20 protein-coding genes are annotated in these 21,951 nt (G+C 73.2%); 9 read left to right on the forward strand and 11 right to left on the reverse strand.

Going from position 1 to position 21,951, the window contains the following annotated elements:
- Positions 1-7: 7 nt before the first annotated feature.
- Positions 8-1,123: a glycosyltransferase gene (locus KBX50_RS27525; protein WP_210940657.1), complete on the reverse strand. Its 1,116-nt coding sequence runs from the start codon at positions 1,121-1,123 to the stop codon at positions 8-10.
- Positions 1,110-2,255: a glycosyltransferase family 2 protein gene (locus KBX50_RS27530; protein ID WP_210940659.1), complete on the reverse strand. Its 1,146-nt coding sequence runs from the start codon at positions 2,253-2,255 to the stop codon at positions 1,110-1,112. The genes KBX50_RS27525 and KBX50_RS27530 overlap by 14 nt, the downstream gene beginning before the upstream one ends.
- Before the next feature lie 206 nt (positions 2,256-2,461).
- Here KBX50_RS27530 and KBX50_RS27535 point away from each other — a divergent pair, with 206 nt between their 5' ends.
- Positions 2,462-3,229 carry an enoyl-CoA hydratase/isomerase family protein gene (locus tag KBX50_RS27535; RefSeq protein WP_210940660.1) on the forward strand — a complete coding sequence of 256 codons (768 nt, stop codon included), beginning with the start codon at positions 2,462-2,464 and terminating at the stop codon, positions 3,227-3,229.
- 239 nt (positions 3,230-3,468) lie between these two features.
- Here KBX50_RS27535 and KBX50_RS27540 read toward each other — a convergent pair whose 3' ends face one another.
- On the reverse strand, positions 3,469-4,995 hold the full coding sequence (locus KBX50_RS27540) for an FAD-dependent oxidoreductase (RefSeq protein ID WP_210940662.1): 1,527 nt from the start codon (positions 4,993-4,995) through the stop codon (positions 3,469-3,471).
- Between the two features lie 30 nt (positions 4,996-5,025).
- The gene (locus KBX50_RS27545; protein WP_210940664.1) at positions 5,026-5,508 is read right to left on the reverse strand and encodes an MSMEG_6728 family protein; all 483 of its coding nucleotides are present in this window, start codon (positions 5,506-5,508) and stop codon (positions 5,026-5,028) included.
- A 92-nt stretch (positions 5,509-5,600) separates the two neighbouring features.
- On the opposite strand from KBX50_RS27545, the gene KBX50_RS27550 reads away from it, so the two are divergent.
- On the forward strand, positions 5,601-7,391 hold the full coding sequence (locus tag KBX50_RS27550) for a TrkA family potassium uptake protein (RefSeq protein ID WP_210940666.1): 1,791 nt from the start codon (positions 5,601-5,603) through the stop codon (positions 7,389-7,391).
- 6 nt (positions 7,392-7,397) lie between these two features.
- Here the strand turns inward: KBX50_RS27550 and KBX50_RS27555 are convergent, their stop codons facing one another.
- Positions 7,398-8,630, reverse strand: a complete 1,233-nt coding sequence (locus KBX50_RS27555) for an APC family permease (RefSeq protein ID WP_210940667.1) — start codon at positions 8,628-8,630, stop codon at positions 7,398-7,400.
- 9 nt (positions 8,631-8,639) lie between these two features.
- Positions 8,640-9,401 (reverse strand): phosphatase PAP2 family protein, encoded by a 762-nt coding sequence (locus KBX50_RS27560; RefSeq protein ID WP_307871094.1) that lies wholly within the window; start codon positions 9,399-9,401, stop codon positions 8,640-8,642.
- A gap of 103 nt (positions 9,402-9,504) precedes the next feature.
- Here KBX50_RS27560 and KBX50_RS27565 point away from each other — a divergent pair, with 103 nt between their 5' ends.
- The gene (locus tag KBX50_RS27565) at positions 9,505-10,713 is read left to right on the forward strand and encodes a DUF4032 domain-containing protein (RefSeq protein WP_210940669.1); all 1,209 of its coding nucleotides are present in this window, start codon (positions 9,505-9,507) and stop codon (positions 10,711-10,713) included.
- Between the two features lie 16 nt (positions 10,714-10,729).
- Here the strand turns inward: KBX50_RS27565 and nagA are convergent, their stop codons facing one another.
- From nagA to KBX50_RS27580, 3 genes are read right to left on the reverse strand one after another with little or no spacing between them, the layout of a single operon-like run.
- Positions 10,730-11,839 carry an N-acetylglucosamine-6-phosphate deacetylase gene (gene nagA, locus KBX50_RS27570; protein WP_210940670.1) on the reverse strand — a complete coding sequence of 370 codons (1,110 nt, stop codon included), beginning with the start codon at positions 11,837-11,839 and terminating at the stop codon, positions 10,730-10,732.
- Positions 11,836-12,774 carry an ROK family protein gene (locus tag KBX50_RS27575; protein ID WP_247674554.1) on the reverse strand — a complete coding sequence of 313 codons (939 nt, stop codon included), beginning with the start codon at positions 12,772-12,774 and terminating at the stop codon, positions 11,836-11,838. The genes nagA and KBX50_RS27575 overlap by 4 nt, the downstream gene beginning before the upstream one ends.
- A gap of 41 nt (positions 12,775-12,815) precedes the next feature.
- On the reverse strand, positions 12,816-13,745 hold the full coding sequence (locus tag KBX50_RS27580) for an SIS domain-containing protein (RefSeq protein ID WP_210940673.1): 930 nt from the start codon (positions 13,743-13,745) through the stop codon (positions 12,816-12,818).
- A gap of 195 nt (positions 13,746-13,940) precedes the next feature.
- Here KBX50_RS27580 and KBX50_RS27585 point away from each other — a divergent pair, with 195 nt between their 5' ends.
- The 6 genes from KBX50_RS27585 to KBX50_RS27610 all read left to right on the forward strand — a co-directional run bounded on the left by KBX50_RS27585 (position 13,941) and on the right by KBX50_RS27610 (position 19,067).
- On the forward strand, positions 13,941-14,726 hold the full coding sequence (locus KBX50_RS27585; RefSeq protein WP_210940674.1) for a DeoR/GlpR family DNA-binding transcription regulator: 786 nt from the start codon (positions 13,941-13,943) through the stop codon (positions 14,724-14,726).
- A 156-nt stretch (positions 14,727-14,882) separates the two neighbouring features.
- Positions 14,883-15,893, forward strand: coding sequence for an ATP-binding cassette domain-containing protein (locus tag KBX50_RS27590; RefSeq protein WP_282101662.1), 1,011 nt, complete (start codon positions 14,883-14,885; stop codon positions 15,891-15,893).
- Positions 15,890-16,903 (forward strand): ABC transporter permease subunit, encoded by a 1,014-nt coding sequence (locus KBX50_RS27595; protein ID WP_210940676.1) that lies wholly within the window; start codon positions 15,890-15,892, stop codon positions 16,901-16,903. Before KBX50_RS27590 ends, KBX50_RS27595 begins: the two co-directional genes overlap by 4 nt.
- A gap of 158 nt (positions 16,904-17,061) precedes the next feature.
- Positions 17,062-17,442 (forward strand): DUF3263 domain-containing protein, encoded by a 381-nt coding sequence (locus KBX50_RS27600; RefSeq protein WP_210940677.1) that lies wholly within the window; start codon positions 17,062-17,064, stop codon positions 17,440-17,442.
- Positions 17,443-17,500: 58 nt separating this feature from the next.
- Positions 17,501-18,457, forward strand: coding sequence for a hypothetical protein (locus KBX50_RS27605; protein WP_247674551.1), 957 nt, complete (start codon positions 17,501-17,503; stop codon positions 18,455-18,457).
- 103 nt (positions 18,458-18,560) lie between these two features.
- Positions 18,561-19,067, forward strand: coding sequence for a GNAT family N-acetyltransferase (locus KBX50_RS27610; RefSeq protein WP_093403339.1), 507 nt, complete (start codon positions 18,561-18,563; stop codon positions 19,065-19,067).
- A gap of 9 nt (positions 19,068-19,076) precedes the next feature.
- Here KBX50_RS27610 and KBX50_RS27615 read toward each other — a convergent pair whose 3' ends face one another.
- Positions 19,077-21,365, reverse strand: coding sequence for an AAA family ATPase (locus tag KBX50_RS27615; protein ID WP_210940680.1), 2,289 nt, complete (start codon positions 21,363-21,365; stop codon positions 19,077-19,079).
- A 34-nt stretch (positions 21,366-21,399) separates the two neighbouring features.
- Positions 21,400-21,915 (reverse strand): hypothetical protein, encoded by a 516-nt coding sequence (locus KBX50_RS27620; RefSeq protein WP_210940682.1) that lies wholly within the window; start codon positions 21,913-21,915, stop codon positions 21,400-21,402.
- Positions 21,916-21,951 lie beyond the last annotated feature (36 nt).

The following is a 21,951-nucleotide window of genomic DNA, read 5'->3' on the forward strand; positions in this document are numbered from 1 at the left end:
GTGGGGGTCAGGGTGGGGGGAGGAGGGAGTCGTAGAGGGATTCGAGGCGGCGGGTCTGCTGGTGCAGGTCGAAGTCGGTCTCGGCGCGGTGGCGGGCGGCCTTGCCGAGGTGGTCGCGCAATGGAGCGTCGGTGAGCAGGCGGCGGAGGTTGGCGGCGAGGGCCGGCCGGTCGCCTTCCGCGCAGAGCAGGCCGTTCGACTCGTGGGTGACCGCCTCGGGAATGCCACTGTGGTAGGTCGCGACGACCGGCACGCCGAGACTGAACGCCTCCAGGATCGTGGTGGGCAGTCCCTCGGTGTCGCCGTCCGACGCGGTACGCGACGGCGCGGCGAGCAGCCGGGCCTCGGCGATGTGCCGCATCACCTCGGGCGGCGGCAGCGCGCCAGGAAACGTGGCGTCCACGCCCAACTGGGCGGCGCGGACACGTACCCGCTCATGCAGTGGCCCGGTGCCGACGAGCAGCACGCGGGGGCGCAGTTCGGACAGCATGCCCAGCGCCTCGACGAGATCCTCGACCCCCTTCTTCTCGACGAACCGCCCGACGAACACGACGTCCCACCGCTTCGGCCCGGCCGCCGGCTCGGGTGGCACCGGTACTCCGGTGTGGTGGACGCGGATCTTCGCCGGATCCGCTCCGAGCGCCACCGCCCGGTCCCGGATCGCCCCGGAGACGGCCAGGATCAGCGCGGCACGGCCGAACATGGACCGCAGGTTCCGCCGGTGCCGAGCGCCGCGCGGCCCGGGTGCCGCCGCCTGCCGGGTGACGTCGAGACCGTGCAGGGTGACGACCAACGGAATGCCCAGCTGTTCGGCGGTACGGCTGACCAACCAGCCGTCCCCACCGAAGTGCGCGTGCACCAACCCGGGGCGTAGCCGGGCCAGCAGCCGACGCAGCCGGGGTGAGCCGCCGGTCAGTCGCAACCGCAGCCATTCGCGGCGGCCACGCGGCGTGGCCGGGCACAGCACCACGTCGCTGTCCCGGGACAGCGGTGAGGCCACCCGGACGGCGCCCAGGTAGACCGGACGCCAGGTGGACAGCGCGTCGGCCTGGTTGCGGATGAACGTCTCCGAGCCGGGTAGCAGGCAGCTGCGCCAGATCACGGCGACCCTATCGCCGGACATCGGCCCCGATCCCCGCCGCCCCGGCGGTGCCGGCCATGCCCGTCGACGTGTCGGTGATCCCCGTTGACGTGCCGGCCGTGCCCGTCGACGTGTCGGCGATCCCCGCCGCGTCGGCCGTCGCGCCACCCGGCGCTCGTACGCTGGCATCGACGCCAGGCCCCGTGCTCGCGGGCTCCCCGGTCGAGGCCGGACCGCCGCGCCGGCCACGGCCGAGGATCCGGTCCCGTACCCGATGCCGCAGCTGCGGTGGGAGCAGCCAGATCTGCAGGAACGTCAGGTAGTCGACGAGACCGGGCCGCCCGTGCCGGCGTGCCTCGGCGAGCAGCAGCCGGAACACCCGGAAGCTGCGCGTGGGCGCGGCCATCGAGCTGATGATGCTCATCGTGATGGCCGCGTACGCCCGTGGCGTGATCAGTGGCCGGATCCCGCGCAGCCACTCCAGCTGGGCCTCCCACGGCGAGCTGAGGCTGATCCGTGGCCGGTCCTCGTCCTGGTGCCAGAGCACCAGCGGCTCGGCGGCGATGAGCAGCTCGACGTCCGGATGACTGATCGCGCGTACGGTCCAGTCCAGTTCCTGCTGCCGGCGCAGCCCGACGGTGAACGGCACCCGGCGCAGCAGCTCGGTCGGCGCCATGATGGTCGAGGTCTGAATGAACCCGTCACCGTGGAACAGGCCGCGCCGCAGGGTGAGGTACTCGCAGATCGGCTCGCCCGGCTCCGGCAGCCGCCGGGGCATCACGAACTGCGCCCGGGGCGTCTTGTTGATCAGCCGGCTGGCGAGGATCGGGCTGCCCACCGTGGCGCTGCGCGCCAGCGCCAGCTGTGCGGCGAGCTTGCTGGGCAGCCACTCGTCGTCGTCATCGAGCAGGGCGGTCCAGGGGGCACGGGCCTCGCGTACGCCGGTGTTGCGGGCGTTGGGCGCGCCACCCTTGCCGGGCAGCTCGACCACGCGCAGCCGGGGGTCGCCGATCTCGGCGAGGGCCTTGCCGGTCTCCTCGTCCGGACCGTCGACCACGACGATCACCTCGATGTCGGTGACGGTCTGCGCGAGGGCGCTGCGGACCGCGCGGCTCACCAGCTCCGGGCGGGCGAAGGTGGGGATGACCACGCTGACCTCGGGTGTGGATGGCATGACCACCTGCTCACTCGTGTCGGCTACGACGTGCGCGAACGGTGACGTTAGGGGTCGCGGGCGGCCCTGAGGTGAATGCCGGGCGGCGTTCAGGCGTACAGCGGCGGTCGCCGACCGGATCGGCCCACCCGGCCCGGCGCGGAGCGGACGTCGCTAAGGTCGCCGCAGGTGGCGTACGGCGTGGCGCGGCGGAGGGACGGTGGGCGGTGGTGAACGCGGACCTGGTGGTCGAGGTCGCGGGTGCGGTGGCCACGGTGGTGATCCGCAACCCGGGGCGACGTAACGCGATGACCCCGGCCATGTGGCGGCGGCTGCCGGTGCTGCTCGACGGTCTGGAGTCCGACCCGGCGGTACGCGCCGTGGTGCTCACCGGCGCCGACGGCACCTTCTGCGCCGGCGCCGATTTGGGTGATCTGGACGAGCTGCTGGCCGCTGGTGACGGCAGCATCGCCGTCGCGGCGGAGGAACGGCTGGCCACCTTCGCCAAGCCGACCGTGGCCGCCGTCCGCGGCGCCTGCGTCGGTGGCGGCTGCCAGTTGGCGGTCGCCTGTGACCTGCGGATAGCCGCGGCCGACGCACGTTTCGGTGTGCCGCCGGCCCGGCTGGGGCTGGTATACCCGGCACCCACCACTCACCGGCTGGCCCGACTGATCGGCCCGGCGGCGGCGAAACACCTGCTCTTCACCGGCGAGTTGGTGGCCGCCGAGCGGGCGCTGCGGATCGGCCTGGTCGACGAGGTGCTGCCCGATGCCGACCTGGCCGCCCGGGTCGACGGCCTCACCGGCGTGATCGCCGAGCGTTCGCAGCTCAGCGTCGCCGCCGCCAAGGAGATCGTGGACGGACGGGCGGACGAGGATCGGATGGCCTGGTGGCACGGGCAGGTGCGAGCCAGCGGCGAGGCCCGGGAGGGCGTGGCGGCCTTCCACGAGCGCCGTGCGCCGCAATTCGGTTGGACGCCGCCTGCCGCACACTGAGCCGTCAACCGATTCGGCCTCGGATCAGCCAGCGACGCCCGGAGCGGCGGAAGGGGCCGGCGGGCGCGGCGCCAATGTGGCAACGCCGCCCCCTGTGCCCGCCGGCCGGCCCAGAACTGGCGGTATCCCGCAACCGCGGTTGACCTCGCGCGATCACGGTAGGTGCGGCCGAGGTGAGGCGGCAACGCATTTCGATGGCCCGGTCGGCACTGCGTGCCGTCCCGGCCGGTACCTGGAGGTCAGCCTCGGGCGAGCAGACCACGCGGCCGGATCGAGTGGATCGGCTCGGCGGCACCGCCCTCGGCGCGCAGGATGTGGTTCGCCGCGAGGATGCCGGTGGCCGCCGCCCGTTCCATCAGGGCGCTGGGGAAGTCGGTGCCGATGCCGTCGCCGGCCAGGTAGAGACCGGCGGCGTCGGTGCGAACCCCCGGGCGCCCCGCGTGGCTGCCCGGGGTGAAGGCCGGTGCCTTCGCCTCGACCCGGGCACGCAGTTCGCGTACCCGCAGCCGGGTCGTCTCCGGCCAGAGCAGCGCCAGTTCGGCGCGCATCCGCTCGGCCAGCTCGGTGGCGGGCACGTCCGGCTCACAGGCGTACGCGTGCAACTCGATCACCGAGCCGCCGGTCCGCTCGGCCCAGTGGCGGGACTCGCGCTCCAGCCGGTGGTACAGCGTCACCGAGTCCAACGTGGCCTGTCGGGACACCCCACTGAAGATCGCCCGCCCCGGGTCGACGTCCCCGTCGCACCAGTAGCGGGCGACCGCGTACGGCGGGCCGGGCCGGCCGTACGCGGGCATCGCCGCCGCCAGCGCCGGTGCCTGCTCGGCCAGCGACGGAGAGCCCGCGACCAGCGCGGCGAGCGCGGGCGGGTCGACGGCGAGCACGACGTGTCCGGCCCGGTAGGTGCCGTGCGTGCTGTGCACCTGCCAACCGTCGGGACCGCGGTGCAGACCGGTGACCGGCTCCCCGGTGCGGATCCGGCCGCCGTGCCGCTCGACGTGCCGGGCCAGTGGCTTCCAGATCGACGTGGCGTAGTCCTCGTCGGGGCAGTCGAAGGCCAGCCCTTCCGGGTTGCCGAGCAGGTAGAAGTGGAACTGCGCGATCATCTCGGCGGCCGACATCTCCGCCTCGTGATTGAAGAACGAGTGGGAGAAGACCTCGAAGAGCATCGCTCTGGCCCGGTCGGGCAGGCGCAACGAGTCGAGCAGCTCGTCGGCGGTGGTGTGGTCGAACTCGGCGTAGGTGCGTACCGGGTCGTACGTCAGCAGCGGCAGCGCCGCGTCCCGGTCCATCCCGCGCAGGTCCCGCAGCCGGAGGCTGGGGCTGCGGACCAGCAGGGTGAGCAGGTTCGCCGGTGGCGCGGGTGGTAGCCGCCCGAACTCCTCGGTCGGCCACTCGGCGCTGAGCACCGGATAGCCGGGAACGGCCCGCAGGAAGCGCAGCGTCGGGTCGACCCGGCGCAGGATGTTCCGCCAGTTGTAGTACTGCCGGAAGAAGGCGTGGAAGCCGTGTTCGTTGACCTGCCCGGTCCCGTCGGCGAGCGTCTCCGGCCAGGCGCCGAGCCGGCCGCCCAGGGTGGGCGCGGCCTCCAGCACGGTCACCTCGACGCCGCGTTCGGCGAGCACCACCGCGGCGGACATGCCGGCGATGCCGCCGCCGACGACCACGGCGGTGACCGGATGCGGCACCCCGGGGGCGCCACCTCCGCCGGGGTCGACCGGGTGCCGACGTACGCCGATGAACCGTCCGACCAACTGCGACAGCGTCATCTGACCTCCCGGCCCAGTGTGCTCCTCGGGTCAGGGCAGGCAGCGGCGGGGGCGGTCGGAGGTCGGCCAGACGTAGTCCAGGTCGTCGGGGACGTCGTCGCCGAAGAGGGGGCGGTAGTGCGCCGGATCCTTGCGGAGCAGCGACGAACGGTGGCTCAGATGCACGTCGGTCCGGCCGAGCCACGGCGGCAGCTCTCCGGCGAGAGCGAGTTCCTGCTGGGAGCGGACCTGCTCGACGCCGCAGGCCGCGGCCAGGTCGACGGTCAACGTGGTGGCGCAGGTGTCGGCCCGGCCGGCCGCGCACCAGACCGAGCAGACGTCCAGCCCGTACCGGGTCAGCGCCTCCTCGTACCCGGCCCACATCTTCACCGCCGGGTGGTTGCGCCAGCCGTACGTGGGCCAGGTCAGCCCGCGTAGCACCTGGATCGCCTCCACCCGCTGCTTGCCGAGCCGTCGCTGGTCCAACGCCCGGGCGCTGGCCAGAAAGTCCGGGTACGGCAGGAAGGTCTGCATGCCGCTGCCCTACCCGTCACCGGCCCGGACATGCGGCGGCGCGGCAGTCCACGATCATGACGGGCTGCGCGGGCTGCGACGGGCTGACTACCATGCGGGGCATGGCGGAGCCGCTGCTCGATCGGGCCCTGCGGGCCAGCCGCCGGTTGCGGGTCAACGGGGAGTCCCGGGCACACTACGTGATCTGCGGGCAGGATCCGCTCGCGTACTGGGTGGTGCGGACGATGCTGGCCGGCGAGACACAGGCCGGCCGGGTGCGGATCACCCTGATCGTGCCGGAGCGTCGGCGTTCGCCCGGGCCGGACGGCCGTGACCTGCCGGGCATCGAGGTGATCAGGGCCGACCGGCTGGACGAGGTCACCTTCCGCCGGGCGGGGCTGGCCGAGGCCGCCGGCCTGGCCCTGCTGCATCAGGACGACGTGGGCAACATGCACGCCGCGCTCTGCGCGCAGGAGGTGGAGCCTCGGCTGCGTCTGGTGGTGCGGATGTTCAACACCGGCCTGGCCAACGGCGTACGGCAGATCTTTCCCGACTCGGCGGTGCTCTCGGACGCCTCGATGGCCGCGCCGGCCTTCGTGGCGGCCGCGCTCGGCGAGATCGCGCCGACGCATTTCCGGCACGGCGGGCGCACCCTCTACGTGGCCCGCCGCGACGACGTACGCCCGAGCGAGATCGTCTGCGGGGTGGCCGACACCCGCGACGCGCAGCAGGATCTGGTGCTGCCGGCCGACGACCGGGAAGCCGACGTGGTACTCGCCGAGGCGGTCGGACGGCCGGCCGGCACCGAACTTGCCGCGCGGCGGCTGGTCCGGGCCCGGCGGCGGCGTCGGCCGGTCGCGATGGTGCTCCGGGCGATCCGCAGCTTCGCCACCCGGAAGATCGGGATCGCGGTGATCGTGCTGCTCGCCATGGTGGCCGCCCTGGGCGGGCTGTACGCCAACGCGGCCCACGTCGGCTGGGGCGACGCGCTCTACCTGACGCTGGTCACCACCCTGACCGGGCAGGATCCGGACACCGCCAAGTCGGCAGCCGAGCAGGTCATGCAGGTGGTGCTCAATCTCGCCGGGCTGGCGCTGATCCCGCTGATCACGGCGGTGGTGGTCGACGGGGTGGTCAATGCCCGGCTGGCCCTGCACACCGGGCGGATCCAGCCGGAGCGCTCCGGGCACGTGGTGGTGGTCGGGCTCGGCAACATCGGCACCCGGGTGATGGCCCAGCTCAACGACTTCGGCGTCGAGGTGGTGGCGATCGACAAGAGCGCGGACGCGCGCGGTGCCGGGCTGGCCCGGCGGCTCGGCGTCCCCCTGGTGGTGGGTGACGCGGCGCAGGAGGAGACGCTGCGGGCCGCCTCGGTGGCGACCTGCCAGGCGCTGGTGGTGGTCTCCACCGACGACGGGGCCAACCTCCGGGCCGCGCTCAATGCCCGTGCCCTCGACGACCAGCTCCGCGTGGTGCTGCGGCTCTTCGACGGCGATTTCGCCGAACGCGTGCAACGGGCCTTCGGCATCGGCACCTCGCGCAGCGTCTCCTACCTCGCGGCACCGTCGTTCGCCGCCGCCCTGCTGGACCGAGCGGTGATCGCCACCATCCCGGTTGGCCGGCACGCGTTGCTGGTCACCGAGGTCCCGGTGGCCGCCGGATCGGACCTCGACGGTCGTACGCTCGCCACCGTCGGGCGGGCCGGCAGCGTACGTCTGCTCGCCCACGCCCGGGCCGGGCAGCGCCTCGACTGGTCACCGGATCCGCGCATGGTGATCGTGGCGGGCGACCGGCTGACCGTGGTGGCCCGCCGGGCAGGTCTGAACGCGTTGCTCCGCGAGGTCGCACCACCGGAGCCGGCACCGCCCGCCGGCACACCGGTGCCGCGCGAAGCGACGGAGTGACGCTCGTCAGCGGCGGGCTGACCTGACGGCGTACCAGGCGGCGCCGAGGGCGAGCACACCGAAACCGGCGAGCACGCTGGACAGTGGCAGGTTGACCGCGAGCAGTACGCAGCCGACCAGCCCCGCTGCCGCGAGTGCCTGCACGGGCAGTCTCCGTTCCGGTTCCCGTCCCAGGGTCAACGCCGCCGCGTTGGTGATGGCGTAGTAGACCAGCACCGTGCAGGCGGAGAAGCCGATCGCCCCGCGCACGTCGCCGAGCACGACGACGAGGATCACCACGGCGGCCACCGCCAGCTCGGCCCGGTGCGGCACCTGGTGCACGGGGTGCACCGCGGCCAGCCCGGCGGGCAGGTCTCGGTGGCGGGCCATCGCCAGGGTGGTGCGACCCACCCCGGCCAGCAGGGAGAGCAGCACGCCGGTGACCGCGACCGTCGCGCCGGCCCGGACCACCCACTCCAGGCCGGGCAGCCCGACCGCGCCCACCACGTCGGCCAGGGGCGCTGCGGAGGCGGCCAGCCGGTCCGCGCCGAGGACGCCGACGGCGATCACCCCCAGGATCAGGTAGATCACCAGCACCAGACCGAGTGCCAACGGCACCGCCCGGGGAATGGTGCGCTGCGGGTCGCGTACCTCCTCGCCGAGGGTGGCGATCCGGGCGTACCCGGCGAACGCGAAGAAGAGCAGCCCGGCAGCGGTGAACACACCCCGGACGGTGCCGCCGGGCTGGTCGATCCGGTCGATCGAGACGCTCGTCGCGCCGGCGACGGCGACGAGCGTGAGCACGGCGAGCACCAGGAGCACCAGGATCCGGGTGGCGGCGGCGGTCTTGCCGATGCCGCGCAGGTTCACCGCGGTCACCGCGACCACCGCCAGCACCGCGACGAGCCGGGCCTGCCCCGGCCAGAGGTACGCGCCGATGGTCAGCGCCATCGCCGCGCAGCTGGCCGTCTTGCCGATCACGAAGCCCCAGCCGGCGAGGAACCCGGCGAACGGGTTCAGCCGCTCCCGACCGTAGACGTAGGTGCCACCGGACTCGGGGTAGCGGGCGGCCAGCCGGGCGGAACTTGTCGCGTTGCAGAATGCGATGAACCCGGCCAGGGCCAGGGCGACAAGCAGCCCGGTGCCGCCGGCCGCCGCGGCGGCGGGTGCGAAGACCACGAAGATGCCCGCGCCGAGCATCGACCCGAGACCGATGACGACGGCGTCCGGCACCCCCAGCCGGCGCGCGAGTCGGTCCACGGCGACACCTTACCGGTGCCGGACGAACGGGCCGTCCCACCGCCGAAGGTGCCCGGGCAGCGGCAGGTCGTCCCAGGGCACCCGGTGCAGCAGCCGGTCCAGCAGCAACCCCAGCAGCAGGGCGGCCAGCCCGTCGGTGAGCCAGTGGAAGTTGAGGTAGGTGGTGGTGACCAGCAGGATCCCCGGCGGCGCGTACCGCACCAGCCGGTACAGGCCGGCCGGCAGCCGACCGACGGTCAGCGACACCAGCAGCAGGGCGATCACGCCGTACCAGACGATCGCGTTGGCCACGTGCCCCGACGGGTACGACATCGAGTAGGCGCCGGCCGGCAGGTGGTTGAAGACCTGCACGGCCTCCTCCGGAGCCAGGAACGGCTCCTTGACCGAGGCGGTGGGCGCCGCCCGGTCGGTCCAGAGCTTGAGCGGACCGATGGTCACCATGGTGATCAGGAGGGCACCCGCGACCAGCAGGAACGGCCGGATCGTCCGGCGACGCCAGGCCACCGCCACCGCCAGCGCGCCGGAGAGCGGCAGCAGCAGACCGCCGCCCTGTCCGAGCAGGTTGAACACCCGGGCGGTCCAGTACAGCGGGGCCGGGTCGTGGGTGAAGGCCCACTCGCTGACGGCGAGGTCGAGATCGAGCAGCTGACCGCTGGCGAGCGCGGCGGTCAGCGCCATGAACCCGGCCAGCAGGGCGGCGTCGAACCACCAGCCGGCCGGGCGTACCGGTGCCGGGCGGATCCGCCGACGTACCGATGTCGTCTCCCGCACCCCGATCACGCTACCGGCCCGCGCGGTGCCTCCGGCGGGCGGCGACTGTGGGCCGAGCCACGTAGGGAGGCGTTCCGGCCGAGGAAACGTCAAACTTGACGCCGTGCGGATCACCTCGGCCCTCGTCGACCCGGCGTTGCTCGACCTTCCCTGGTCGACACCGCTGGAGCAGTGGCCGGCCGAGCACCTGGTCGCGCTGCCGCAGGGCATCTCCCGCCACGTGGTGCGGTTCGTGCAGTTGGGCGGGCACGTCTACGCGGTGAAGGAGACCGGCGAGCGGGTGGCCGAGCGGGAGTACGACCTGCTGCGTGCCCTGGAACGGATCGACTTCCCGTCGGTGAAGGCGGTGGCGATCGTCGCCGACCGGGAGTCCGACGCGGGTGAGCCGCTCGACCCGGTGCTGATCACCCGTCATCTCCAGTTCTCCCTGCCGTACCGGGCGCTCTTCTCCCACACGCTGCGCCCGGGGACGATGGGGCGGCTGCTCGACGCGCTCGCCGCGCTGCTGGTCCGAATGCATCTGACCGGCTTCTTCTGGGGTGACTGCTCGCTGTCGAACACGCTGTTCCGGCGGGACGCGGGTGCCTTCGCCGCGTATCTGGTCGACGCCGAGACCGGTGCGCTGCGCAGCGTGCTCTCCAACGGCCAGCGTGGCGAGGACCTGGAGATCGCCCGGGTCAACATCTTCGGCGAGGCGCTCGATCTGCAAGCGGCCGGCCTGCTGCACGACTCGATTGACCCCGAGGTGGTCTGCGAGGAGGTGGTGCAGCGCTACGAGCGGCTCTGGCACGAGATCACCTACGAGCAGCAGGTCGAGCGCGCGGCCCGGCACGACATCGAAGGGCGCATCCGCCGGCTCAACGAGCTGGGCTTCGACGTGGCGGAGGTGGCCATGTCGAGCATCGACAACGGCAGGTACCTGATCCGGCCGAAGGTGGTAGACGCCGGGTACCACCATCGCCGGCTGCTCCGCCTCACCGGGCTGGACGCGGAGGAGAACCAGGCCCGCAAGCTGCTCAACGACCTCGACGCATACCGGGCGGAGAGCGACCTGACCGACGAGCAGCAGGCCGCCCACCGCTGGCTGACCGAGGTGTTCGAGCCGGTGGTCCGGGCGGTGCCGGCACACCTGCGGCGCAAGCTGGAGCCGCAGGAGCTGTTCGCCCAGATCATCGAGCACAAGTGGCTGCTCTCCGAACAGGCTGGTCGGGACGTGGGGATGCGTCACGCGGTGCAGTCGTTCCTGTCGGACGTACTGGTGCACCGCCCCGACGAACAGGCCGTTCTCGGCGTGGAGATCTCCGCGGGCTGACCTGGCGGCTGCCGGGTCACTCCACCCAGGCGCCGGCCCGCATCACCCGGACGATCTCCAGCTCGTTGTTGAGCACCACCAGGTCGGCGCGGAGCCCGGTCTGGAGGGTGCCGACCTCGTCGCCGAGGCCGACGGCGAGGGCCGGCGTGGTGGACGCCATGCGTACCGCGTCGGGGACCGAGACCCCGGCGGCGACCGCACGGCGCAGCGCCGCGTCCATGGTCAGCGTGCTCCCCGCGATCGCCCCGTCGCGGGAGAGCCGGGCCACCCCGTCGCTCACCGTCACCGCCTGGCCGCCCAGCTCGTACTCGCCGTCCGGCATCCCGGCGGCGGCCATCGCGTCGGTGACCAGCGCACACCGTTCCGGTCCGGCGGTCGAGGTGGCGAAGGTGAGCGTCCCTTCGTGCAGGTGCACCCCGTCGGCGACCAGCTCGCAGATCACGTTCGGCGCGCCGAGCAGCGCCACCACGGGGCCGGGCTCGCGGTGGTGCACCGGGCGCATCCCGTTGAACAGGTGGGTGCCGACGGTCGCGCCCGCCGCCAGGGCGGCGCGGGTCTGGTCGTACGTGCCGTCGGTGTGGCCGACGGCGGCGACCACACCGTGTCGGGTGAGCAGCTCCACGGCCTCCAGCGCGCCCGCACGCTCGGGAGCGAGGGTGACCATCCGGACCGCGCCGTCACCGATCTTGATGAGCTCGGTCAGCTCCTCGGCGGAGGGGTCCCGCAGGAACTCCGGGTTCTGCGCGCCGCACCGGGCAGCGGAGAGGTAGGGCCCCTCGAAGTGGATGCCGCCCAGCACCCCGTCGCGGACCAGCGGCGCGAAGGCGGCGGTGGCCGAGCGCATCAGCTCGAACGGTGAGCTGACCAGGCTGGCCAGCAGGCTGGTGGTGCCATGCCCCAGATGGAATGCGGCGGCGGCCCGGGCCTGGTCGGCGTCGCCGGTGGTGAAGGTGTGGCCGCCGCCGCCATGGCTGTGGATGTCCACGAACCCGGGCACGATCCAGTGCCCGTCGCGCACCGACGGGTACTCCGCGACCGCACTGATCCGGTCGCCTCTGACCTCGACGCAGCCCTGCCAGATCACCCCGCCGGGGGTCACCACCTTGCCGTTCACCCGTACGGTCATGGCGTCTCCAACTGGTCGAGGGCGAGTAGGGCGGCGCCGAGGCAGCCCGCCTCGTCGCCGAGGACGGCCGGGACCAGGTGCGGCTCCCGGTGGAAGGTCAGCCGGTCCCGCAGCGCGGCCCGCAGCGGGTCGAACAGTCCGGCACCGGCCTGGGCCAGGCCGCCACCGAGGACGATGGTCGCCACGTCGAACAGGGCCTGGGCGGTGGCGAGGCCGTCGGCCAGTGCCTCGACTGTCTCCCGCCAGACCCGGGTGGCCACTTCCTCGCCGGCCGCCGCCCGGGAGGCCACCTCGGCGGCGGTCACCATGGTCCGCCCCGGGCCCGGTTCCGCGGCGGACCCATCGTCCGATGCGCTGCCGATGTCCGTCGCGGTGCCGGTGAGTTCGGCGTAGCGGCGGGCGACGGCCGAGGCGGAGGCGAGCGCCTCCAGGCAGCCCAGCCGTCCGCAACCGCAGACCGGCCCGTCCGGGCGGATCAGGATGTGACCGAGTTCCCCGGCGGCACCGTGCGCCCCGGTGGCGGCCGAGCCGGCCACCACGTGCGCGGCGGCGATGCCGGTGCCGATCGCCACGAAAAGCACGTGCCCGGTGTTTCGGCCGGCACCCAACCGCGCCTCGGCGAGGCCACCGGCGCGCACGTCATGGCCGAGCGCCGTGGGCAGGCCGAGTCGCGTGGACGCCAGGTCGCGCAGCGGTACGTCCCGGAAGCCGACGTTCGCCGACCAGACCGCGACGCCGCGCGCCTCGTCCACGACGCCGGGCACCACGATGCCGAGCGCGATCGGGGTGAGCCCGTCGGCGCGTGCCTTGCCGGCCAGTCCCTCGGCCACCGTCAAAATCGTCTCGACCACGGCGTCCGGGCCGCGCCCGGCGTCGGTGGGGTGTCGTTCGGCGTGCCGCACCACACCATCCGGGTCGACAAGCGCACATTTCATCCCGGTGCCGCCCACGTCCAGCGCGACGGCAACCTCTCCGATCACGTGAGAACCACGGACCGGCTCAGGTGCCGGGGCGCGTCGGGGTCGAGGCCGCGACTGGTGGCCAGCGCGACGGCGAAGCGCTGGGCCAGGATCAGGTCGGCCATCGGGTCGACCGGGGTACGCCCGGCGGCCCACCGGCCGAGCACCGTGCGGTAGCCGTGGGTGCGGCTGTGTGCGAAGGATGCGCCGGTGGCCGCGACGTCCTCGGGTAGCCCGTCGGGCAGCTCGCCGAGGGCCCAGACCAGCCGGCCGGGAGCGGCCACCGAGATGGGGCCGTGCCGGTAGTCCATCGCGGGGTACGCCTCGGCCCAGAAGGTGGCCGCCTCGCGGCACTTCAGCGCGGCCTCCTGGGCCAGGCCGATCGTCCAGCCCCGGCCGAGGAAGGTGACCTGCTCGATCAGGCTCGGGTCGATCGGCAGTGGGGCCCGGACGGCGACCTCCGCGTCGGCGACCAGTGCGGTCATGTTGTCGCCGAGGTGGGCGCGGAGCAGCGCCAGCGCGGTGGTGGCGAAGCGGGTCTGCACCACGGAGCGTTCGTCGGCGAACGGCAGGGTGACGGCGGCGTCTGCGATCTCCACCACCGGAGAGCCGGGATCGCCGACCAGCACCGTGGTCGGTGTCCGGCCACGCAGCGCGGCGAGCAGGTCCAGCACCTCCGTCGTGGTGCCGGAGCGGGTGATCGCCAACAGCCGGTCGTAGTGGCGGCCAGCGGGAAACTCGCTGGCCTGGAAGGCGTCGGTCTCGCCCTGGCCGGCCGCCTCGCGGCGGGCCGCGTACGCCATGGCCATGAACCACGACGTGCCGCAGCCGACGACGGCGACCCGCTCACCGGGGCGGGGGAGGCGGTCGAGCATCGCCGGGGCCAGCTCGGTCGCCTGACGCCAGCAGTCCGGCTGGCTCGCGATCTCCGCGTGGACGTACGCCATGAGAACTCCTCGCAGGGCAGAGCCTTGCGCATTACGGCTCGTTAATCCCGTCTTTCGCGCGCCATTCTGCGTGAAACTTACCGGAAATGGCAACCGCGGGAGCGATCGCGCAGCGATGGTTTTTGCCTCTTCGTAGTTTCGAGCACTACTGTGCACGCAACCAATCACCGATCGTGCAGACACGGGAGGCCCGGGGTGGACCGCTACGCGAGATGGAACGCCCTGCTCGAAATGCTTACCGACTCGGGCCGGGTCACCGTGGAAGAGGCCGCCGAACGGCTCGACGTCTCCCAGGCGACCATCCGCCGGGATTTCGACCAACTCGCGCAACAGCAGATGATCACGCGTACCCGGGGTGGGGCGGTCGCCAACGGGGTCTCGTACGACCTGCCGCTGCGCTACAAGACGGCCAAGCACTCGGCGGAGAAGCAGCGCATCGGCGCGGCGGCGGCCGCGCTCGTCTCGCCGGGCACGGTGGTCGGCCTCAACGGCGGCACCACCAGCACCGAGGTGGCTCGGGCGCTGGCGGTGCGTCCGGACCTCAACACCAACGCCGAGGGTGCCCAGCTGACCGTGGTCACCAACGCCCTGAACATCGCCAACGAGTTGCTCGTCCGGTCCCGGATGAAGGTCGTGGTGGCCGGCGGCGTGGTGCGGCCCAAGTCCTTCGAACTGGTCGGCCCGCTGGGCGGGGCGCTGCTACGCGAGGTCACGCTGGACGTGGCGCTGCTCGGGGTGGACGCCATCGACCCACTGCTCGGTGCCGCGGCCCATCACGAGGGCGAGGCGGCGATGAACAACCTCATGGTGGCGCGGGCCAAGCGGGTCGTGATCATCGCGGACTCGTCCAAGCTGGGCGGTCACGCCTTCGCCCGGATCTGCCCGGTCGACCGGGTCGAGACGCTGGTCACCGATTCCGGGGCCGCGCCCGAGGTGGTCGACGCCTTCCGCGTCGCCGGGGTCCACGTCGTCTGCGCCTGAGTGCTCCGACCCCGAGGCTGACGTGGCGTCGCGTCGTCGACGCTCACGGTATTGAAATTTCCCGTTTCGGCGTGGCGCTGCATACCGGGTATTGCCTACGGCTGCATACCGCGTATGGTGTCGTCGTCGCCCACACACCAACGGGGGAGGTGCAGCTTGCCAGCTGTCCTGGAAATCGAAGGTCTACGAAAGACGTACCGAAGTCGACGCCGTGGCACCCGCAACGCCCTGGACGGCTTCGACATGCGGGTCGAGGCGGGCCAGGTGCACGGCTTCCTCGGTCCCAACGGCTCCGGCAAGACCACCACGCTGCGTACGCTGCTCGGCCTGATCCGGCCGGACGGCGGCCGGATGGCGATCCTCGGGCACGAGGTGCCCGGGACGCTGGATCAGGTCGCCCCGCAGATCGGCGCGATCGTGGAGAGCCCGCAGTTCTTCCCGCACTTCACCGCGCGCGACACGCTGTCGCTGCTGGCCGGTGCCGGTGACCTGCCCGAGCAGCGGGTCGACGAGGTGCTGGAGCTGGTCGGTCTACGCGATCGGGCCGGTGAGCGGGTCAAGACGTACTCGCTCGGCATGAAGCAGCGGCTCGCGGTCGCCTCGGCGTTGCTCAAGAACCCGCGGCTGCTGATCCTGGACGAGCCGGCCAACGGTCTCGACCCGGGCGGCATCCGGGAGATGCGCACGCTGATGCGTAACCTCTCCGAGGCCGGAATGACGGTGGTGCTGTCCAGCCACATCCTCGGCGAGATCCAGCTGATCTGCGATTCGGTCACCATCATCTCGCTGGGCCGGCGGGTCGCCTTCGGCCCGGTCGACGAGGTGCTGGCACAGCACTCCTCCGGCGCGGTCCGGGTGCGGCTGGAGGCGGTGACCGACCTTCCGGTCGCCGCCACGGCGCTGACCCGGGCCGGCGTACGCGTCACCACCAACGACGACCACCTGATGCTCGCCGGGGTGGACAAGCCGGCCACGGTCACCCGGATCCTGGCCGAACAGGGCCTCTACGTCAGCGAACTCGCGCCGATCGCGGTCGACCTGGAGAGCGTCTTCCTCGAACTGACCGCCACCGCGCCGGTACCCGGCCAGCACCGGCAGGTCGACCAGTCAGTACGAATCGACGGGACGGCGCCGTCCGCGCCCGCCGGAGGAGGTTGGGGCGCGTGAGTCTCTTCCGTACCGAACTACGCCGGCTGGCCAAGCGGCGCTTCGCCCGTTGGATGACCGCCGGTGGCCTGCTGGTGCTGCTGCTGGTGGCGGCCGGCATGTTCCTGAGTAACCAGAAGATCGGCCCGGACCAGCTTGCGGAAGCGCGGCAGGCCGCCGACCGGCAGCATCAGGAGCAGATCCGCTGGGCGGAGCAGGAGCGCGCAAACTGCGAGCGGGCCAAGGCAGCGGGCGAGAACGTCGACTACTACCCGGCCGACTGCGCCGAGATCACCCCGCCACCTCGGGAGTCGATCGAGGAGCAGTGGTTCCTGCCCTCGACCTTCGACTTCCGGAAGAGCTTCGGCGAGATGCTGATTCCGCTCGCCGCGATTCTGGCGCTTGTCGGGTTCGTGGTCGGTGCCTCGTTCGTGGGCGCCGAGTGGAACACCGGCGGGATGATGAACCTGCTGCTCTGGCGGCCGAAACGGCTGACCGTTCTGCTGACCAAGCTGGGCGCGCTGCTCACCGGTCTGCTGGCGCTGGCGCTGCCCGCCACGGCGGCCTGGTTCGGCAGTATGTGGCTGGTCGCCAACCTGCGCGGCACCACGCAGGGGATGACCTCGGGTACCTGGCAGTCGTTCCTCATCACCGGGCTGCGCGGCATCGTGCTGGCACTGGTTGCGGCGACGGTGGGCTTCGCCCTGGCCTCGCTCGGCCGGCACACCGCGATGGCGCTCGGCGGGGCGATCGCGGTCATGGTGGTCGGTCAGATCGGGCTCGGGATCCTGCTGTCCATGGCGCAGGTGCGCTTCGCCGAGGCGTGGCTGTTGCCCACCTACGCCTACGCCTGGATGACCAAGACGGTCACGCTCCAGGACTGGCAGGCATGCAACGCGACCTACACGGGTGAGTGCGAGCCGGCCACCCTGGACATCACCTGGCAGCACTCGTCGGTGCTGTTCAGCGTCGGGATCGTGCTCTTCCTCGGCGCGGCGCTGTGGACGATGCGCCGGCGCGACATCACCTGAGTCGGCCGGTGGCGGACCGTCCTCGCCGGGCGGTCCGCCACTGCCTCTCCTTGTCGCGATGGCCCGCCGGTCGGTGGGATGCGGCAGGTGGTGGCCCTCGTTAGGCTGATGGGCCAGGTTGGCGTTGCCGTGCCGGCCGCCCCCGGATGAGGAGCACGATGCAGCCCGCCGACGCCACCCCGGCAGCGCAGACCGGTTCGGACGCCGTCACGGTGCCGCCGCCGAGGTCCGCCCCCGAGGTCGAGTCGACGTCACCGGAAACCCCCTCGGCAGCCGCGCCGCCGCCACCGGCCGCGCCGCCGCAACCCGCGCCACTCGACGAGCGGGAACGGGAGATGCTCGCCTTCGAGCGGCAGTGGTGGCGGCACGCCGGTGCCAAGGAGCAGGCCATCCGGGACCAGTTCGGGCTCTCGGCCACCCGCTACTACCAACTGCTGAACGCACTGCTCGACAATCCGGCGGCCCTCGCTGCCGACCCGGTGCTGGTGGGCCGCCTGGTGCGGCTGCGCGCCTCCCGCGCCCGCAACCGACGCCGCTGACATGACCAACGAGTGTCGTCCGGTGCTGGGTGGGTAGCCGGGGCGCGGGGAGGTGGCGATGAGCGGCGGGGGGCCCAGACAGCCGGGACGAACGGCGCATCCCGACACCGGCGTGCCCGAGGCGGCCTCGGACGAGCGCCGCCGGGGTGCGGTGGTCGGGACCGCACCCACCATGCGGGTACGGTCCGCGTCCGCCCCGCCGCCGGGCCGGGCGGTGAACGAGGACCTGGTGTTCCGGTTCGGGCCGTTGGTCGGGGTGCTCGACGGCGCCACCGTGCCGGAGGGCTTCGACACCGGCTGCGTGCACGGGCCGCAGTGGTACGTCCGGCACCTGGCCGCCCGGCTCGGTCTGGCGGAGGCCGCCCGCCCGGCCGCGACGCTGGTGAGCAACCTGGCCGCGGCGATCCTCGCGGTCCGTTCGGACCACGGCGAGCAGTGTGACCTCGACCACCCCGGTACCCCGTCGAGCACGGTGTGCCTGCTTCGCGACGGCGGCGACCAGGTCGACTATCTCGTGCTCTGCGACAGCCCGCTGGTGCTCGACACCGGTGGTCGCGTCGACGTGGTGGCCGACGATCGGCTGGCCGCCTCGGCGGAAAACCTGCGCGAGACCGCCGACCTGCTGCCCGAGCCGACCGACTGGGCCACCCGGTTCCGGCGCGCGGTGACGGTGCAGCGGGAGCGGATGAACACCACCCACGGTTACTGGGTCGCCGCCGCCGATCCCGACGCCGCCTACCACGCGGTGGTCGGCACGGTGCCGCGGCACGGCCCGACGGCGCTGCGTCGCGCCGTACTGCTCTCCGACGGCGCCTCCGCCGCGGTTGAGGAATTCGGGCTGCTCGACTGGTCCGGCCTGTTGGACGTGGTGACCACGGAGGGCCCGGACGGGCTGCTCGACCGGGTCCGCGCCGCCGAACGGGACCATCCCGACCGGCGACGCCGGCACAAGGCGGCCGACGACGCCTCCGCCGTCTACTGCGAGTTCGCCCGGCCGGACGATCGCGGAGCGTGACCCGGGAGGTGATTCGACCCGACCGGTCGGACCGGTCCGCCGGAGGGGCCGGTCGCTTCCAACCGGGTGGACGCGCGACGCCGGGCGAGGAAGACTGCGGCACGTGACTGGTGCGGTCCGGTTGGAGCCGGTGGACGAGCGGAACCTCGAACCATTGCTCTCGGTGGCGGTGGCCGAGGCGGAGCCGGCCGACGTGATGCCGCCGGTGGAGGCGCCGGCCGGCTGGTCGAACGCGCGGCGGGAGGCGTTCCGGGAGTTCCATCGGGCCAGCTTCGGTGGGCTCGACGCGACCGCCCGCAGCGCGATGTACGCGATCGTGGCGGGCGGCGAGGTGGTCGGAATGATCCGGATGAGCCGACGGGACGAGCCCGGCGTTGCCGAGGTCGGCATGTGGCTCGGCCGGTCGGCCCGGGGCCAGGGGATCGGCGCGGCAGCGCTACGCGAACTGCTGCACCTGGCGGCGGCGGCTGGCCTGCGGACCGTGGTCGCGGACACCACACCGGAGAACCGCGGCGCACTGTCCGTGCTGGGGAAGTGTGGCGCGAAGCTGCGCGAGGCCGATGACCGGGTGTACGCCGAGATCTCGCTGGACGACGCAGCTCCCTGTTGACCAGGGTGCTCAGCCCCGCTGTTCGGCGTACGCGGCGAGCCAGGCGACCTGGGCCGGGTCCAGGGACGGGCGTACCCGGGACCGGGCCGTGGCGACGTGCTCGGCGGTGACCGTGGAGGCGGTCAGCGACTCGCGCATGGCGGCCAGCGCGGCTTCCCGGACCAGCGCCGCGCAGTCGGCGGCCGAGAACCCGTCCAACTCCGCGCCGAGGGCGGGAAGGTCGACGCCCTCGGCGAGTGGCACGTTGCGCGCGGCGGCGCGCAGGATCTCCGTCCGGGCCTCCGCGTCCGGTGGTGGCACGTACACCAGCCGCTCCAGCCGACCCGGACGCAGCAGCGCCGGGTCGACCAGGTCGGGACGGTTCGTCGCACCGACCACCACGACGTTGCGCAGCGACTCCACCCCGTCCAGCTCGGTCAGCAACGCGGCGACCACCCGGTCGGCGGTACCACCGTCGGTGGCCTGACCGCGTACCGGGGCGAGGGCGTCCACCTCGTCGAGGAAGACGAGCGTCGGGGCGGCCTCCCGGGCCCGACGGAACAGCTCCCGTACCGCGCGTTCGCTCTCGCCGACCCACTTGGACAGCAGCTCCGCGCCCTTGACCGACAGCACGTTCGCCCGGCCGGTCCCGGCCAGCGCGGTCACCAGATAGGTCTTGCCGCAGCCCGGCGGGCCGTAGAGCAGCACCCCGCGTGGCGGCTGCACGCCGAGCCGGGCGAAGGTGTCCGGGTAGGTCAACGGCCACAGCACCGACTCGGTAAGCGTCTGCTTGACCTCCACCAGGTCACCGACGTCGTCCAGGGTGACCCGGGCCAGTTCGAGGGTGGCGGCGGCCATGCTGGTCGGCCGCACCACCTCCAGGGCGGCGGTGAAGTCCGCCATCAGCACCGTGGGGGTCTGCGCCGACTTCTGCCGCAGCGCCGCGCGCACCCCGGCCTCGCGCACCAGCGCGGCCAGGTCGGCGGCGACGAACCCGGGGGTACGCGTGGCAACCTCGTCCAGCCGTACGTCGTCGGCGAGCGGCACCGGACGGGTCAGCACGGTCAGCTGCTCCCGGCGCAGAACGGCGTCGGGCAGCGGTACGTCGATCCGCAACGAGAGCAGGTCGGGCGAGCGCAGGGCCGGGTCGACCGCCTCCGGCCGGCTGCTGGTGCCGACCACCGCCGCGCCGGCCTGTACGAGTTGTGCCACGCACTGCCGGAACACGGTCGCCACCGGTCCGGGAGCCTCCGCCGGGGCCAGCGCCTCCACGTCGGTGACCAGCAGCACGGCCGGCCCGCCGGCCAGCGCCTCGGCCGTCAGCGCCCGCAGCCGGGCCGCCGCCGAGTCGTTGGTCAACGCCGCGACCTCCGGTGCCCAGAGCGGATGCACCCGGGCACCGACCTGGGCGGCCACCGCCCGCACCAGGGCCGCCTTGCCGGAGCCGGCCGGCCCGCTCACCAGCACCCCCAGCGACACTGTGGTGCCCAGCCGGCTGAGCACCTCCCGGTGGTGGAAACCGAGGTCGAGCAGCTCGGTCAGTTCCTCGGCCTGGGTGCGCAGACCGGGCAGCTCGTCCACCGACGGCACGTCAAGACCGGTCGCGCTCCCGTCGCCGGCCACCGTCCCGGCGCCCGTCGGCCGGCCGCCATTGGTCCCGGTGCCCCCTGTGCCGCCGACGCCCGGCCCGTCTGTTCCGGTGGGACTGGGAGCAACCGAGCCGGTCCCGGCGCCACCGTGGGTCGCGGGACCGTGCTCCCAGGCGACGAGGGTGTCCATGGTCACCAGCGCGCCCGGATCCGGTTCGGCGGCCAGTACCCGCAGCAGGGTGCTGGTCCAGGCGTAGCCGACCCGGGTGGCGAGGCTGCGCCGGGCCGCCTCGACCAGCGTGCGGGTCGAGGCGTCCGGCAACACATCCTGAGGCAGCAGGGAGACGTCGTCGCCGGTGGTGACCACCTTGCCGAGCAGTGCCAGCCGCAGCATCTCGGGGGAGACCACCGCGACGACCTCGGCCGGCCCGGCGAGCAGCACCCGGCGGGCCGGGGTGACCGGAGTCGGACTCAGTTTCACCTGCGCGCCGTCGCGTACGCCGAGGTTGCCCAGCATCAGGTCGTCGGCGTGCAGTAGGGCCGCGCTGGCGGTGCCCTCGGCCGCCGCGACGAGGCCGACGGTCACCCGTCGTCCCGCGAGCCGGACCGGGTCACCCGGGCGCAGCGCGAGGGCGGTGAGCGCCTCCGGGTGCAGCCGGACGATGCCGCGCCGGGCGTCCAGTGCGGCCGGCCGCAGGCTCGCGATCAGGGTCAGCTCGGGTTGGCCCACCGCCCGACCCTAGCGTGCGGGTGGAAGCCCCTGGTCAGCCTGCGGGTTCCTCCCCGGTGAGCAGGGACGGGTCGCGGCGGATCAGCTCGGCCAGCCGGGCTGCCGGGTCCTCGTTCAGCCCGTCCTGGGCGGAGGACCAGCCGGGCACCGTCTTGACCGACAGCGGCCACGAAGGTGGCGGCGCGGCCGGCTGTCCGCTGACGGTCACCTCCTGGCCGGCCCAGGCCACCCGCAGGTCGTACGCCTGCCCGTCGTGCTCGACCCGGGCGGCGACGGACGCCCCCGGATGCGCCGCGACGGCCGCGCGTAGCGCCTCGGCCACGTCCTCCACCGGGTGCCGTGGCGCTGCCTCGTGGACCGGTTCGTGGACCCCGGCCCAGCCGGGTCCCGCATTGCGGCTGTCGGTACGGCTCCAGCCGGAACCGTCGCCCGGACCCGGCTCTGGGCCGGGCTGGTCGTCGGCCGGCACAGTCGGGTCCGTGGCCCGTCGACGCAGCGCCTCCTCACGCCGACGCATCCGGGCCAGAGTCTCGTCCAGTCCGCCTCTCATCCGCCTCACCCCTTCCCACGAGGGGCCTGCGAGCCG

It is taken from the genome of Micromonospora sp. C51 (assembly GCF_018070435.1).
Classification (GTDB): domain Bacteria; phylum Actinomycetota; class Actinomycetes; order Mycobacteriales; family Micromonosporaceae; genus Micromonospora; species Micromonospora sediminimaris.